Origin of the sequence: Saccharophagus degradans 2-40, from assembly GCF_000013665.1 — a bacterium.
Lineage (GTDB): Bacteria > Pseudomonadota > Gammaproteobacteria > Pseudomonadales > Cellvibrionaceae > Saccharophagus > Saccharophagus degradans.
On record NC_007912.1, the window covers coordinates 4,377,399 to 4,393,768 of the forward strand.

General features: G+C 46.1%; 13 protein-coding genes. 6 read left to right on the top strand and 7 right to left on the bottom strand.

Features of this window, described 5'->3' with window-relative positions:
* Positions 1–16: 16 nt before the first annotated feature.
* The 5 genes from SDE_RS17985 to SDE_RS18005 form a co-directional block, all read right to left on the bottom strand.
* On the bottom strand, positions 17–1,117 hold the full coding sequence (locus SDE_RS17985; RefSeq protein ID WP_011469909.1) for a type 1 glutamine amidotransferase domain-containing protein: 1,101 nt from the start codon (positions 1,115–1,117) through the stop codon (positions 17–19).
* Positions 1,118–1,210: 93 nt separating this feature from the next.
* A complete protein-coding gene (locus tag SDE_RS17990; protein ID WP_011469910.1) occupies positions 1,211–2,485 on the bottom strand; it encodes a sensor histidine kinase in 1,275 nt (424 codons plus the stop codon).
* Positions 2,475–3,215: a response regulator transcription factor gene (locus tag SDE_RS17995; RefSeq protein WP_011469911.1), complete on the bottom strand. Its 741-nt coding sequence runs from the start codon at positions 3,213–3,215 to the stop codon at positions 2,475–2,477. The genes SDE_RS17990 and SDE_RS17995 overlap by 11 nt, the downstream gene beginning before the upstream one ends.
* Before the next feature lie 72 nt (positions 3,216–3,287).
* Positions 3,288–3,815 carry a GNAT family N-acetyltransferase gene (locus tag SDE_RS18000; protein ID WP_011469912.1) on the bottom strand — a complete coding sequence of 176 codons (528 nt, stop codon included), beginning with the start codon at positions 3,813–3,815 and terminating at the stop codon, positions 3,288–3,290.
* A gap of 97 nt (positions 3,816–3,912) precedes the next feature.
* A complete protein-coding gene (locus SDE_RS18005) occupies positions 3,913–4,410 on the bottom strand; it encodes a ribonuclease HI (RefSeq protein ID WP_011469913.1) in 498 nt (165 codons plus the stop codon).
* 62 nt (positions 4,411–4,472) lie between these two features.
* On the opposite strand from SDE_RS18005, the gene SDE_RS18010 reads away from it, so the two are divergent.
* Complete coding sequence (locus SDE_RS18010) at positions 4,473–4,904, top strand: YkgJ family cysteine cluster protein (RefSeq protein ID WP_011469914.1); 432 nt, start codon at positions 4,473–4,475, stop codon at positions 4,902–4,904.
* A 52-nt stretch (positions 4,905–4,956) separates the two neighbouring features.
* On the opposite strand, the gene SDE_RS18015 is transcribed toward SDE_RS18010, so the two are convergent.
* Positions 4,957–5,601 (bottom strand): arylesterase, encoded by a 645-nt coding sequence (locus SDE_RS18015; protein ID WP_011469915.1) that lies wholly within the window; start codon positions 5,599–5,601, stop codon positions 4,957–4,959.
* A gap of 161 nt (positions 5,602–5,762) precedes the next feature.
* On the opposite strand from SDE_RS18015, the gene SDE_RS18020 reads away from it, so the two are divergent.
* The 5 genes from SDE_RS18020 (at position 5,763) to SDE_RS18040 (ending at position 15,633) form a co-directional block, all read left to right on the top strand.
* On the top strand, positions 5,763–6,443 hold the full coding sequence (locus SDE_RS18020; protein ID WP_011469916.1) for an ABC transporter ATP-binding protein: 681 nt from the start codon (positions 5,763–5,765) through the stop codon (positions 6,441–6,443).
* A gap of 8 nt (positions 6,444–6,451) precedes the next feature.
* On the top strand, positions 6,452–8,938 hold the full coding sequence (locus SDE_RS18025; RefSeq protein WP_011469917.1) for an ABC transporter permease: 2,487 nt from the start codon (positions 6,452–6,454) through the stop codon (positions 8,936–8,938).
* Between the two features lie 332 nt (positions 8,939–9,270).
* Positions 9,271–12,516 (top strand): pectinesterase family protein, encoded by a 3,246-nt coding sequence (locus SDE_RS22965; protein WP_011469918.1) that lies wholly within the window; start codon positions 9,271–9,273, stop codon positions 12,514–12,516.
* 128 nt (positions 12,517–12,644) lie between these two features.
* Positions 12,645–14,429, top strand: coding sequence for a pectate lyase family protein (locus SDE_RS18035; protein ID WP_011469919.1), 1,785 nt, complete (start codon positions 12,645–12,647; stop codon positions 14,427–14,429).
* 196 nt (positions 14,430–14,625) lie between these two features.
* Positions 14,626–15,633 (top strand): hypothetical protein, encoded by a 1,008-nt coding sequence (locus SDE_RS18040; RefSeq protein ID WP_011469920.1) that lies wholly within the window; start codon positions 14,626–14,628, stop codon positions 15,631–15,633.
* Between the two features lie 130 nt (positions 15,634–15,763).
* Here the strand turns inward: SDE_RS18040 and ribA are convergent, their stop codons facing one another.
* Positions 15,764–16,366, bottom strand: a complete 603-nt coding sequence (gene ribA, locus SDE_RS18045) for a GTP cyclohydrolase II (RefSeq protein ID WP_011469921.1) — start codon at positions 16,364–16,366, stop codon at positions 15,764–15,766.
* Between the last annotated feature and the right edge of the window lie 4 nt (positions 16,367–16,370).

Below are 16,370 nucleotides of genomic sequence, written 5' to 3' on the forward strand. Positions count from 1 at the left end.
GCACTGCTTATTCATTTTATGCTTGTGCATCTGCCAGTCTAACCACCCTTTTTAACACGCCTATTAAATCTATCGCCTTACCTACCTTTCCTTGCATAGTAGCAACGAGTGCATGCATGGCTATTAGGTTTCTATCTATACAGTTGGCACAGCCCGCGGGCGTTGTTAGTAGTTGTATGTTTGCCGCTTTATTTCCGCCTTGGTTAAATGCCATAAGTATTTTCACTGTGCGCTCTTGTGCTGTTATTTGTCGTGGTATGGGTGTATGGCCAAGTGCTTTTACTATAGCGTTGGCCGTGGCCCATACCGACCAAGGGTTTTGACCAGTTATAAGTTTGTCATCGGTAATTAGGTTGTCTAAATAAAGTGGGCCTGCGTAAAACCGTGCGCCGCGCTGCTTTAATTCGCTTTCTAGTAAAAAAGGAAAGACCTTTGCCGCATTGGGCATTAAAAATAGCTCTTCTTCGTTGGTAAAACTTGTTACCTGTTTATCTGCAAGTAAAAAGTTGCCATTGGCGAGCTTTACATTAACCAGCGCGGCTGGGCCGTGGCAAATAGCCGCTATTACTTTGCCTTGCTGGTACATGTCGCGCACGAGTGTTTGTATGGCCGTATTATTGGGGAAGTCGAACAATGCACCTTTGCCTCCAACAAAATAAATAGCGTCGTACTGGCTAGCACTTACTTGGTTTATAGGTATGGTATTGGTAATTTTTGTTTGGGCGATGGCATCATTTAAAAAGGCGTAATCGTGTTGGCCCATATCATCAGTATCTATTACCATTTTGGGTTTGCCGCCTTGCGTACTGGCAACATCCACCTCAAACCCGTTCGCTTGCAACACATAGTAAGCACGCGATAATTCGGTTAGCTCGTAACCAAGGTTTTTACCTTTAATAGCAGAGCTACCCGCGCTGGTAACAACGGCCAATATGCGCCCGCGCTGCTCTTTTACGCCGTTGTTTAAATAGGTTAAATCGGTGGGCAATGCGGTTTGTAGCTGCTCGCGCGGTGTATCGCTCGCCAACAAATTGCTTACCCATATTCCAACGGCTACTAACAGCACTGTAAGGCTGCCTACCACCACCGCTAACCATAGCGCTATTTTCTTTAACATTGGGGTCTCCTTAATTAGAAAACCCCAGCTTAATTGGGACGATGTTAAATTCGCGTTAAATTGCTTTAATAGCCATTTAGAAGCATTTGCAATTTAAGCAGCTTTAGCGGTCAATGGAATGACCGTTAAGCGATAAGTATTATTTTGTACGCAAATGCGGTACTGCCAGCCAAGCACATCTAAAATGCGTTCTACAAGGTACAAGCCTTGACCAATACCTTGGCTTTGCGGCTGGCGGCTGTTGGGCAAAGTAACATCGGTGGGCAGAGGGGTGGAAAAGGTGTTATCAAAATGAATTTCACTATTGCTTATCGTTATTGCTAGCGCAGGTTTACTCGCGTGGTTTATGGCGTTCTCTATTAAGTTATTTATAACCAAGCCTACCAACTGACGATTCCCCACAACGGCAAGGTCGGTTAGGTTGCACTCTACAGTAAAATTGTTAGCTTCTATTTTGGTGTATAGCCCTACCACACACTCTTCTACAAGGGGCTGCAATGCAAACACTTCTTGCTGTGTGGTTTCTGCTCTGGCGAGAGCCAGTAAAGTGGTAACAATGTGCTTAATATTATTGGCAGCGTGCGTAATGTGTTGCACAGAGTTAGCGCTTAAGCTTTGCTGTTGCGCTAGCGCCAAAGTGTTTAATATTTCGGTTAAGGGTGTGCGCAATTCGTGGCTTACGTCGCGGTTAAACTGGCTTTCTCGCTCTATTGCTTCGCGCAATTGTTGCAGTGCATTTTGTATAGTTTGCGATAAATAATCTACTTCATCTTCTGCTTGCGTTTTTTGTGCGGCGTTTGTTTGCCAAGCCAGTTGGCTGTTAACCTCTAACCCGCCCACCCTATTGGCTAAGGCTACAATTGGCTTGGTAGTGCGCCGCGTAATAATTAAAGCGGCTAATAACGCTATAGAAATAGCCAGCACAATTAGCAGCCCTAAAAAAACGATAACATTTAGCGGCAGGTTTCTTACCGCGAGTAATTCTGTTACATCGGCCACCAAAATAGCGTTGTAGGTATTTTGCGAATTGGGCGATAAGTGCAGTTTACGAATATGGTAGTGCCTGCCCGATGCACTAAATACTTCGCCTACAGTGTTATTACTTGCTGCCGCGGCTATATCGCTTGGGGCCATTTGTATTTGTTTGTATACAGTAAAATATGCAGCGCTTGTATGCGGCAATTGGCCCGTTTTTTTATATGCACTTTGAATGCGTGTTACTTCTAGCGCGACCAACCTGTTTAGCACTTCATCTTCTATTATGTACGCAACAATAATGCTGGCCAGCGAATAACCAAGCGCAACCACAAGCGTGAAACCGCCAAAGATTGCAAACACACGCTTTTGGATACTGTGTTTAAACTTCATTGCGTGACTCTTTTATACACTCTTGTTCTAATTCTTGCTTCAACTCTTGTTTTATTTCCAATTTGTAACCCACATTAATTATGGTGGTTAGCATTGGCGAGTTAAAAGGTTTGTCTAGTGCGCTGCGCAAACTAAAAATATGAGTGCGCAGTGCATCGCTATCGGGTGGGTCGTCGGCCCATACTTTATGTATAAGTACAGATCGAGTAACAGGCTGGGGGTAGGCTTGCGCCAATACGCTTAAAATTTCAAAGCCTATTTTGGTAAGTTGTAATACTTGCCCACTGCGACTGGCTGTGCGCTTTGCGGTATCTACCTCTAAATTGCCAAGGCGGAGTATTTTATTGTTATGCAGGTTGTGTCTACGTGCTAAAGCGCTGCACCGTAAAACTAATTCGCGCAGCTCGAAGGGTTTGGTTACGTAGTCGTCGGCCCCCATGCCAAAACCATCGGCTTTATCGTCAAACGCATCGCGTGCGGTTAGCATTAAAATAGGCAGGAAGGTAAGCGCTTGCTGTTTAATGCTTTTGCATACTTCTAGGCCATCTATATCTGGCAGGTTTAAATCTAGCACTACCACATCGTAAACCTGCGCCAGCGCCAGCTCGATACCTTGCGCCCCCTTAACTGTGTGATCCACTTGCCAACCTACGCCCTCTAAACAGTCGCACACTTGGCTAGCAATGGTTAGGTTATCTTCTATTAGTAGTACGGTTAATGGGTTACTCACAATTAATCCTTTATATTTGCAGCTAAGGAAACTCTGATTAACATACTATAACGGTTAACCCACGGGTGTAAGTTATTTAAGCAGAGGTTCCATGCTATCCCACACAAACCAAAACGTGGGTACATCGCTACCATCGGGCGCGTGCCACACGCTCTGCTCGGCATTGCGCGCACCTAAGTGCAAGTAAAAAGCCTGCGCGTTGGTGTTGTTGCGATTCACTAATAAGCACAAGCCAGCATTAGCACTATTATTTTGCGTTAAGCACCAGCTCGCTACCGTTTGCAGTAATTGCTTGCCTACACCTAGCCCTTGGCATTGTGATGCTACGTGCAAATTATCTAAATAGGCACCCCACTTTGGGTTGTGGTTATGGTACACACACGCAAACCCAATTAGCTCGCCGTTATTTTCTGCTACAAATACTTGCTGGTTAGCTTGCGGCTGGGCAAACCGCTGCGTCCACAGTGCCTTGCGCTCGGCAGGTGCAATATTGTTTAGGTAATTAGCACTAAGCGCATTAGTGTAGTTTTGTTGCCAACTGGCTATATGTAGTTCGGCAATGCTTTGCGCATCTTGCGCGGTTGCTACGCGGGTTTTCATATCCTTTCTCGTACGGTTTACTATATTTTTAAACTATTTCTGGTATTTAATTGGTTTTTATTGCTTATTATTTATTTCTTGCTAATCAGGCCAAGTTCTAAATCTCACGCTCCACATTACGTAGTGCATGCCTTGCGGCTTTATCTACCAAGCTAAATATTTTATCTATACTGTCTTTATGCTGCGTTTTTTTATGCCCCTCTACCTTTATTAAGGTGAGGCGAGTGCTATCTGCAAGTGCATAAAACTGTTGGTACAACTCAACGTTATTCAGGCGCTTACCTTTGCTGGAATAGTAATTAGCTTGCTCTAGCCGTTTACGCCTAGCGAGCAACCCCACTATATTTTGCGAATCTGTATAGGCGGTTATTGTTAGCAATTGACCTTGAGCTTGCGCTAATGCTGCTTCTACCCCGTGTAGAAATATCTGCAACTCTAATTTAGTGGAGCTGGTTTGCTCAAACTGCTTAACCTTAATTTGCGGCGCAAGTGTATTTATAGGCGCAGCTAAATCGGTAAGTATAAGGTAGGCACCACAACCAATGTTTTGCTTTGTATTGACGCTACCGTCGGTAAAGAGCTTAAGTTCGAGCATATTATCGCTTTGTTTTACCTATTTGGCCTGAATCGGCCCAGAGCTGGGGTATAGATGCTACCATGGTGGCGCTTATTCTAAACAGTGTGCAAAACATGAAAGACTGTAATCAGTGCGGTAAATGCTGCATAAAATATGGCGATGGGGCACTTTCTGCTACCGCCAACGAAATAGATATGTGGGAGCTATTTCAGCCCCATATATTTGAATACGTACATAATGGTGACATTTGGGTAGACCCAGCCACAGGCAAAAAATTAAACCGCTGCCCATTTTTAGAAATCAGCCCACCAACTACGACTACTGCCCCACTAAAATACACCTGCAGTATTTATCACGATCGCCCAGAAGACTGTAGGCACTACCCTACTCATATTGAAGAAATGATAAGGGATGAGTGCGAAATGATAGAGCCGATAGATTTAACCAATACTGAACGGGCGCAAACTAAGTTAGATATTATTATGAGTGACAGTAGGCCGCCAAAAAGGTAATCGCTAACTTCTAATTACTAGCCGCTAGTTACTAGCGATTAGCAATTCATTACTATTTTTTACTCAATTGTTCTTTAAGTACTGGCCATACATTGTTTAGTACTATTGGTTGTGCCTCTGCGGTGGGGTGTAAACCGTCGGCTTGCATGAGTGCAGGTTTACCTGCTACACCTTCTAATAGGAATGGTACCAACGCTAAATTATATTTTTTAGCCAAGCTTGAGTATTGCTCAAAAAAGGGCTGGGTGTAGCGGCTGCCGAAATTGGGGGGTAGCTGAATGCCCAGTAATATTACCTCTGCGCCGGCGTGCAGTGCTTGCTTAATTAGCGATTCCAAATTGCGCGTTATGCCTGCTACCGGCATGCCTTGTAAGCCATCGTTTGCGCCCAGCTCTAACAATACATATTCTGGTTTGTGCTTTTCTAATAAGGCAGGCATTCGCTGCAAGCCTGCATTAGTGGTAGCACCACTTATTGAAGCGTTTACCACCTCATAATTAAACCCTTGCGCCGCAAGGCGTTGAACCAATAAATGCCCCCAGCCGTCTTCTGCAGACAATTTATAAGCTGCGCTTAGGCTATCGCCTAGGATTAAAATAGTAGGGCGGGCTTGATCTGCGCGAGCCTGTGTTGCGTATACAAAACACACTACGCCAAGTAAAACCACTAAGTGGCGCGCGAAACCGTTCAATTTCATATTGTTTACCTATTTTGCCGTGCTATAACTGTTAGCCTTAGGGTTTAGCTATTTGAGTTTAGCCGTTAAACCCTTAGCACCTAGCTGTAAGCTTACCACTGTAGACTGTAAGCTACCTGTTAACCTTTTTCATTTTTTAATCGATTACAAAGTTGCACATTATGATTAGCACCCACAACCTTTGCCACCAAGTACCTATTCACGAAAGCGAGCTCGCTTTACTAAAAAGCATCGATTTGAATATTTTAAAAGGTGAATCTGTTGCCATTGTGGGCGCATCTGGCTCGGGTAAATCCACTCTGCTTACCATGCTTGCAGGGTTAGATACGCCAACATCGGGCAATATTGTTATCGATTCGCAAGATATTACTCAATTAGACGAAGAACAGCGGGCAAAAGTTCGCGCAGATTACATTTCTTTTGTTTTTCAAAACTTTCAATTATTAGGCAGTTTAACCGCACTAGAGAACGTAATGCTGCCATTGGAAGTGCGCGGTAACGCAGACCCTTTAACCAAAGCCAGCCAGTATTTACAGCGGGTGGGCCTAGGTAAGCGCTTAACCCACTACCCTAAGCAGCTATCTGGCGGTGAACAACAACGCGTAGCGCTAGCACGTGCTTTTGCTTGCGAGGCACCATTATTGTTTGCCGATGAACCCACTGGTAATTTAGATTCGGCCACAGGCCGCGCCATTGCCGATTTATTATTCGAACTAAACGGTGAAAGCAATACTACATTAATATTGGTTACTCACGACGACAAACTCGCGCAGCGCTGCCAGCGCCAATTGCGCATGGAAGAAGGTCGCATTAGCGAAATTACCACAGCCCATTTCGCTTAGGAGCCACCATGAAAACAGGTTTAAAACTATTACTGCGCGATTGGCGCGGCGGCGAACTGGGTTTATTGCTGGTATCGCTAATACTCGCCACGGCCACTATTACATGCATTAGCCTATTCGCCAGCCGTATACATAACTCGTTATACGATGAAGCCAGCCAGTTTTTAGCAGGCGATGCACAAATAACCGGCTCGGCCCCCATACCAACCCCACTGCAAAACGAAGCGACACAACAAAACCTACAAGGTGCACTTACTATACAATTTCGCGCGATGGTGTTTTCGGATGAGAGCATGCATATATCGGCCACAAAAGCTGTTGCAGCTAGCTACCCACTAAAAGGCCAAATACAAATTGCCGATACCCCTTTCGGCGCCCCCACCCTAGTTAACCACGGGCCAGCCGAAGGCGAGGTTTGGCTGGCATCGCGCTTATTTGGCGCACTGGCCATAAATATTGGCGATACTGTGCAAATTGGCGAAGCCAACTTTAAAGCAACCGCGGCCATAATTAAGGAACCCGACAACGCGCAAAGTTTATTTGGTGTAGCCCCACGCGCGCTTATTCATATAAATGACGTAGAAAAAACACAGGCTATTCAATTGGGCAGCCGCGTTAACTACACGTGGATGCTTGCCGGCGACAGCAGTAGCGTAGAAACATTTAAACAATATTTTGAAGCCAACAAAGGCGAACATCACCGCTGGGTAGATATTCACGAGCAAAACCGCAGCGTGGGCAGCGCGCTAAACCGCGCAGAAAGCTTTTTATTATTAGCGGGCAGTTTAGGTGTTGTGCTGTGCGGGCTTGCCATTGCGTTAGCCGCCAGACGCTACGCCATGCGACAAGCAACGAATGTAGCGCTACTTAAAACATTCGGCCAAACACCCAACAAAATTAGCCGCCTTTATTGTGGCAATTTATTAGCTTTAGGCATGGTGGGTATTTTACCGGGCGCAGTGGTGGGCTGGGCCTTACACTGGGGAATAATTTTCGCGCTGCAAGATTTACTGCCCAATGGTTTAGCTAGCGCATCAGTAAGTGCGCTGTTTATTGGGGCTGGGTCTGGCATTGTGGCGCTGGCGGCGTTTGCTGCACCACCTATACTAAGTTTACGCCAAGTTTCCCCCGCCGCAGTTATACGATTAGATAGCCAAAGCGCATTAAACTTTGGCTGGCTAAGTTGGCTGCCCGGCGTACTTGCCATTATTGGTTTAATTTTTTGGTACAGCCAAAGCCTGCAATTAACCTTGGTGCTTACATTAGGCTTGGCGGTTTGCTGTATTGGTATATCTATTTGTGCCCGCCTTATTATTTTGGCTAGTCGCGTTACCACCAAAAAACTTACCGGAAGCTGGCGTTTAGGCTTGGCAAATTTACAGCGCCACAGGCAAATGAACAGCGTACAAATTTTGGTGTTTTCCACCTTATTAATGTTGCTATTTACCCTTACGTTAACGCGCACGAGTTTAATTAGCCAATGGCAAAACCAAATACCAGAAGGTACCCCCAACCATTTTGTATTTAATATTTTTTCTGAAGACCGCACACCAATAGCAGAAAAATTAGCTAGCGCACAGGTAGAGCACAGCCCGTTTTACCCCATGATGCGCGGTCGCTTAATAGAAGTGAATGGCGTAACAGTAAAAGACATATTAGAAACCGAAGAAGTACCCCACAATTACGCACGCGAATTAAACCTAACCTGGTCTAACACCTTAGGTAGCGACAATAAAATTGAGCAGGGCGAATGGTGGCAAACCAACACCCCGCGCCCACAGGGCTTGTATGTTTCTGCAGAGCTAGAATATGCCACCGGCTTAAACATGCAACTTGGCGATGTTCTTACCTTTAGCATATCCGGTGAGCGAGTAAACGCAGAGCTTGCGAGTATTCGGTCTGTGCAGTGGGATTCGATGAACCCCAATTTCTATATGATTTTCGACCGCACCGTTTTAGATGGCACCGCAGCAAATTGGCTTACTAGCTTTTATTTAGCACCCGACCAAAAGCCTTTTTTAAACGACTTAATTAAAACCTACCCAACGGTATCAGTTATCGAGCTAGACCAACTGATTGCGCAACTGCAATCCATAGTTAGCCAAGTTACGCTCGCCGTAGAATTTATTCTTATGCTGGTACTTGCCGCTGGGGTATTGGTATTAATTAGCTCAGTACAAGCTACGCTAGATGTACGCATGCAAGAAAGCGCCATATTGCGCACCCTAGGCGCACCTAAACGCTTAGTGGGCAATATACTGTTAATAGAATTTGGTGCACTTGGTGCTCTGGCGGGCTTACTTGCCGCAGTAGGCACAGAAACCGCCTTTTACTTTTTACAAACCCGCGTATTCAACCTGCAATACCAACCACAACCTATCATGTGGCTAGTAGCACCCTTTATAGGCGCAGCCCTAATAGGCGCCGTGGGCTGGGCATCTACACGTAAGGTAGTACACATAGCACCCGCTAAGTTATTGCGGGAAATTGGCTAACCATTTTATTGTTAGCCGTTGGCAGCAGCGGCTAACAACCTTAAAATTGGCCTGACAGAAAACCCCCTCCCTCTTCGACAAACACCTGCTCACCTACTGTCGCAGCTATCTACCACTGAAAAAACACGCCCCCTATAGCCAACTCCCATCGATTTCAGACCATTTAATAGGCAATTCTTATCATTAAATAACACAATTGTGTTAGACAATCTGAGCGCCAAGTGTTAATTTTGGTCTGTCCAATTATAAATTTCGGCAAACCATTCTGGATATGCATGGCTGACCGATAAAAATTAACAGATTTAATTCAAAAAATAATAAGGATGCTCGATATGACAAAACGAACTCTATCTGCGTTGTTAGCCCTGTGCGCAACATTAACGGCTTGCGGTGGTGGCGATATAACCAGCGGCGGCGATGCTATACCGGCAGTAAACCAACCCGCCCCAGTACAAGAGCCTGAACCTGAACCTGAACCACAACCGGAACCCGAACCCGAACCCGAGCCCGAGCCAGAACCAGAGGGCGCGTGGACCTGCCCAGAAACAGGCTTCTACTTCTGTGACGACTTTGAAGACGGCACGTTTGATGACAAGTGGGACGATCTCATTGCCACATACGACCTACCAAGCCCTGGTGTATTCGACATATTAGACGAAGCAAGCGGCAAATCTTTGCGCTTTACAGCAGGCACCCGTGGCGGTGACTTAGCAGATGGCGAACTTATTGTTGTAAAAGATACAGCATTCGAAAATGTAACCAACGCAGATTACTCCTTAGAGTACCGTATTCGCCCGCGCAACAACGGCAACACAGGCAACAAGTACCTGCACGCTATGTCGCGCTACGAAGGCCCTAAAGAATATTACTTTGGCGGTTTAAGCATGCAAGGCTCTACTGCAAGTACGCAAGTAGAAGCAGGTTTCGTATTGCCAGAAAACACCACTAGCATTAGCAACCGCTTGGTGCAGGCCAAGTACCCGTTAGAGCTAGGTACAACAGGCATGAGCGACGGCTACTGGTACGAAGTACGCTTCGATATGATAGGCAATACAGGCACCATTTACCTAGATGGCGAACCACAAGGCAGCTTTACCGATGCCGATGGCCTTTACCCATTAACAGGTAAAATTGGCTTTATGACTTACAACCGCTCATTCGAAATTGATTGGGTGCGAGTAGGCGACCCAGCTATTAAGCCTGTACAACTTTCACTGGATTACGCCAGCCCGCTATGGGAAGCAGCGGCAGACCAAGACCCGCTAAACGTAACAGTTACTGCCATACAAAGCGATGGCGTAACAGCAGATACCTTTACCGCAGTTAGCAGCGATACCAATGTAGTAACCACAAGTATTGCAAATAACGTAGTAACCATTACCCCTGTAGCTCAAGGTAGTGCCACCGTGACCTTTACCGCTGGTTCAGATGCTAATCGCGTTAAAACAATTGATGTAGAAATTGCACGCGCGTTTGTTATGTCTACTACCGACTACGGCGATATAGCTTCTAAGGTAACACCAACTGTTGGTATGACTGACGCCAACCCAGACGCACATTTAAGCATTACATTCGATAGCGCACCTACCCTAAGCGGTGTTGGCTCTATACGTATATACAATGCAGCAGACGATAGCGAAGTAGATGTTATTCGCCTTACCGACGAAAGTGATGCATTGGGTTACGCCGGCCAAGCCAACAAGCGTGAATTAAATACCACACCGGTTTACTTGGATGGCAACACCCTACACGTTAGCCCACACAGTAACGCACTTGCCTACGGCCAAGACTACTACGTTGCCATTGGCGATAACGTACTTACCGGCGCAACACTAAACACCATTGCGTTTGATGGTTTAGGTAAAAACGCGGGTTGGACTTTCTCTACCAAAGCCTCTGCCCCTACCGGCAACACCGTAACTGTAGACGACGATGCAAGTGCAGATTTCAGCACAGTACAAGGTGCGTTGAACTATGCTATGGCAAATACCACGGACGATTCAATCACCATTAACATTGCTAACGGCAACTACTACGAGCCGCTATATCTAGCAGAGCGCAACAACGTAACGCTAAAAGGTGAAAGCCGCGACGGCGTTGTTATTCATTACAACAACCACGAAGCCATGAACGGTGGCAGCACTGGCCGCGCAAACTTCTATGTTGCCAACTCAGACATGCTAACCCTAGAAACGCTAACCCTTAAAAACGGTCATCAGCGCACTGGTGGTGGCGACCAAGCAGAAACTATCTACTTCAATAGCAGCAGCAATACCGATCGCTTAATTGCCAAAGGCGCTGCTTTTATTAGTGAACAAGATACGCTGTTACTTAAAGGCTACAACTGGTTCTACAACTCGCTTGTGGTAGGTAACGTAGACTTTATTTGGGGCTACAGCGCAGTAACCTTGTTTGAAGAAACAGAAATTCGATCTATTGCCGACTCTAAACCAGGTGCGGGCGACTCGGGTGGCTATATTCTGCAAGCGCGTACGCCACTAGAAACAGACCTTGGCTTTGTTTTCTTAAATAGCGAATTAACAAAAGCTACCGGCGTAAACGGTAACGAAATTGGCGATGGCAAAACCTACCTTGCGCGCAGCGGCGGCAGCACGGGTTACTTCGATAATATTTCGTTTATTAACACCAAAATGGGTAGCCATATTGCCGACATAGGCTTCGCCTACGCCGACATTAACGGTCAACCTGCCCCTAACCCAGCGGTAGCTACTGCTGACGCAGGCTGGCGTGAATTTGGCAGCATGGATTCTGCAGGCACGGCTCTAGATGTATCTGCACGCTGCGGTGATAGCGGCAGCTGTATCCAACTTACGCAAGCACAAGTAGATGCGCAGTACTGTAACCGCGCGCAAATTTTTGCTAGCTGGAACGATTGGACAGGCTGGGACCCGTTGCCAGAAGATACCTCTGACGATGCCTGTGCTGACCCCGTTATACCTGGTGCAGTAACGTGGACTGGCATTGCAATGAGCCTTGGGGGTTCTACAACATCTGTTTCCGGCAACATTACCGAGCAAACAGACAGCAATATTACATTCACTGCAGACGGCGGTAAGTTTGAATCGAGCAAACTTTCAACTTACTTCGCTTATCAAGAATTGACTGGCGACTTTGTAATTAGCGCCAAAGCTAAAACCATTGGCTTACTGCGCGAAAACGGCAGCTACCAGTTCCCTACAGGCATATTGATGTGTGTTTGCGATGCGGCAGCGGCAACAACTGGCTTAATGGGCCACGCCAGCCTCAATGACATTACAGTTGATACTACTGTGAATTTAGTTGCCACCTACGGCCACATTCAAACCACAGCTGGTAGCTGGAATAAAACTGGAACGACTGACGTAACCGCTGGCGACAACCTGTATATACAGCTAGAGCGCGCAGGTAATAGTTATACCGCACGCTACTCGACTGATGGCGGTGCCACCTATAGCAACATTGGTGGCAGCTCATTTACAGACACCCTTCCAGACACACTTAAAGTGGGTTTCTTCGCTACGCCTAACAACACCGGTGAGCAAACTTTCGTTTACGAAGATATACAAATCACTCAGTAATACAACGCGGTTGAAGCCGCCAAATAAAAATTTCAGCCTACAAATACCGAGAGCCTAGGCTCTCGGTTTTTACTTAAAGGCCAAGAAAGTTAACAACGCAACCTTATTTGCATTACTTAGGTATACACATGAAAATTTTTAAATTGTTATTAATGTTTGTACTCGCCCACAACTTAGTTGCTTGTGGTGGCAGTAACGACGGTGGTGAAATTGAATTAAACTTTGGCGAAGAAAACACACCAGAGCCAGAAACCGAACCAGAAGCTGAGCCTGAAGGAGAACCAGAGGGCGAGCCGGAGGGAGAACCTGAAGGAGAGCCTGAAGGGGAACCAGAGGGCGAAACAGCCGACGCAACCGCAGATGCTGGCTTCGCCGGCCACAATTTTAATCTTACCGGTGGCGAAGGCGGCACAGCCTATACCGTTAATAACGGCAAAGATTTGCAAACAGTTTTAGACAACGCCAAATCGAGTAATTCACCGGTCATTATTTACGTAGACGGCACCATAAATTCGTTTAACTCTGCCAACGGCAACCAGCCTATTCAAATTAAAGATATGGATAACGTATCTATAATTGGTTACGGCGCCGAAGCAACATTTGACGGTGTTGGTATAGCAATACGCCGCGCCAACAACATTATTATTCGCAACCTTACTTTTAAAAGCGTCCTTACCGAAGGTAAAGATGCAATTAGTATAGAAGGTGATGACGACGGCAGCACCACGTCAAACATTTGGGTTGATCACAACGAATTCTACAGCGCCCCAACGGCAGACAAAGATTTTTACGACGGTTTAATCGATAGTAAAAGCGGCGCGAGCAACATTACTATTTCTTACAACTACCTGCACGACCATTGGAAAGCATCGTTACACGGCCATACCGAAAATGACGAAGGTGCACACAACACCGACCGCAAAATTACTTTCCACCACAACCGTTTTGAGAATATTGAATCGCGTTTACCGCTGTTCCGTCGCGGTGTAGGCCATTTGTACAATAACTACTACAAAGACGTAGGCTCAACGGCTATCAACTCACGTATTGGTGCCGAGTTATTAATTGAGAATAACGTTTTTGAAGATTCACAAAACCCGATTGTCTCTTTTTACTCTGACGTAATTGGGTACTGGAACACCTCAGGCAACCTCTTCACCAATGTAACTTGGACAACCCCAGGTACTGGCGAAGTATCTGCAGGCGCAACACAAACGCCAACCTCAGATTACGTAGTGCCATACAGCTACACGCTTATGCCGGCAGCCGATGTAAAAGCCCACGTCATTGCGAGTGCAGGCGTTGGCAAAATAGACCAGACAGGGCTTACCATTCCAGACCCCGTTACCCCTGAAGGCGACCTAGGTGAACCAGAAGCCCCAGTGCAAGGTGATGTAAGCCTACCTTACACTGAAAATTTTGCCGCCACTGACGCCGCCAATTTCTTTAGCGCCGCGTACCGCGATATTACTGGCTCTGCTGGCACCAGCACACCCATGTACCACCGCGTAACCGGCACGGTGGAAATTAACGCACAGCAATTGGATATGACTGGCGCACGCGTATCAATTGGCAACACAACGCCAAGTGTAAGCACAACCGGTGCAGACACCACTACAACGGGCGTATTAGATTTAAGCGCGCCCTACACCGTAAGCTTTAAAGTGGTAAGCGTAGGCGGCACCCTAACTAAGAAATTTCAAATATATGTAGACAACAATACCTCTGCCAGCGGCGACTCTATTCACGGCGGCTCATCGCGCTTTTACAGTGAAACTTTAGACTCGCTAGTTGCAGGCCAAACCTACACAGTAACCGGCTTTACCGCCACCAACAGCTCTTTCATAACATTACGTACCGAAAGTAGCGGCCAAATTGTATTAGATGACCTAAGTATTCAAGCCGCAGAATAAACCCTGCCATTTTAAAAAGCCCCGCTTTGGTGACCTGAGGCGGGGCTTTTTTACGCCCACATAAAAAATTTGCGCCAAAGCGCAATCATTCACACACTTTTCCTATTTTTTGGTGTATCTTTCGGCGGGCATATAAATAGGTGTTTAGCTACGCATATTTATTTCTCTATTGCTTTAAATAAAAAAGGAAGATGTAATGACTAGCCAACAATGGAAATGGGCAAAAGCCTCATCACTTACCCTCGCAATTGCTACCCTTACTGCCTGTGGCGGTGGGGATAATAAAACCAATGACAATACAGGTGGCAATGTCGGTGGCGATACCGGCGGTACCAAAGTGTCCCTTGAGCAATTCAATTTCCTAAAACAAACGGGCACCTGGCGATCCAAAATGGATATTGATGCCACAATAGAAAACGACGTAGAGTTTGGAGGGCAAACAGCCCATTACTTGACCGATCTTGTAATTGCGGGCAATAGTGTTACTTCCGTGCGTTATGTGAATGATTCTGAAGTGGTTATAGCTAACTGCGATGGGTTCCCCGAAGAAACGCTCACCACCTCTGATTTTAGCGATAATTTTGCATTTGAAGATTCTGACGAAGAAGGTAATGCTTTATTTTGCCCATCGGGAATGGAGGTTAACTACTATATTGTTTCTGATGACCATTACCGAATTGAGTTGATCTGCGAGGACGCAACACTAGGCAACTTTAATATGTATAAGCTTTCCGATTCGGCAGCGTTTGATTTTGGTAGTTTTAGCTTTAACAGCGAAGATCACAGTGACCTGAACGCAACCGGTGGCGTTTGCGGCTCCCACATATTCTCTGATGCCAACATCACCGTTACCACTAACGGCCAGGAGGAAGAACGCAGTAACAGCGCAACCTCTATTACAGTCGAAGCCCCCTACGGCGACACCAAAGTCAGCTTAATGCTGGAGTTCCCAAGCTCTATTACTACCGGCACTTACGATGTTATCGACTTTTTTGACGATGCAGATAGCGACGATGTTGTTAGCGTAATGCTTATGTCTTCGGTGTTTGGCGGCACTCCCAGCGACCCAGCTTCGCTTTCTGCCACTATGGGCAGCGTAACCATTAGTGCGATTAGCGATACCGCTGTTAGCGGTACCTTCGATATAGCTACTTACACTGGCGATAATATTGATGGCAGTTTTTCGTTTGATATAAGCCAGTAATTTTTACTTGCTATTAAGCACACAATAAAAAGCCCTCGTGAATTACACCTGTTTAATTTGCGGAATTACCGAGGGCTTTTTTATATATCTTTTCTGTCTTACTTAATTTCTGAGTTAGTTATTTACCGCATTACTCGCCGTCTTTTTCACCAAACATATGCCCCAGCTTACCTTTTTTAGTTTCTAGGTAATCGGCATTGTGTGGGTTGCGCCCAGTTTCGTGTGGAATGCGATTAACAATGTTTATACCGTATTGGGTAAGGGCATCTATTTTGCGCGGGTTGTTGGTCATTAGTTTTACTTGCGCTATGCCTAGGTGTTCAAACATGGGCTTTAAAATAGAGTAGTCACGCATATCGGCACCAAAACCTAAGCGCTCATTTGCTTCTACCGTGTCGGCACCGCAATCTTGCAATTTGTATGCGCGAATTTTATTTAACAAACCAATACCACGACCTTCTTGGCGCAAGTAAAAAATAGCACCGCGCCCTTCTATCGCAATTTTATGCATTGCCGCTTGCAACTGCGCGCCGCAATCACAACGTAAACTAAATAGCGCGTCGCCGGTTAAGCACTCGGAATGAATGCGCACCAATACTGGCTCCTCGGAAGAAACATCTCCCATAGTAAGCACAACGTGTTCTTTATCGCTGCTGTCGTCAGAAAACCCGTGCATCGCAAACATCCCCATTGGGGTTGGCAGTTTGGATGATTCGACGTATTTAACCGTCACTAAT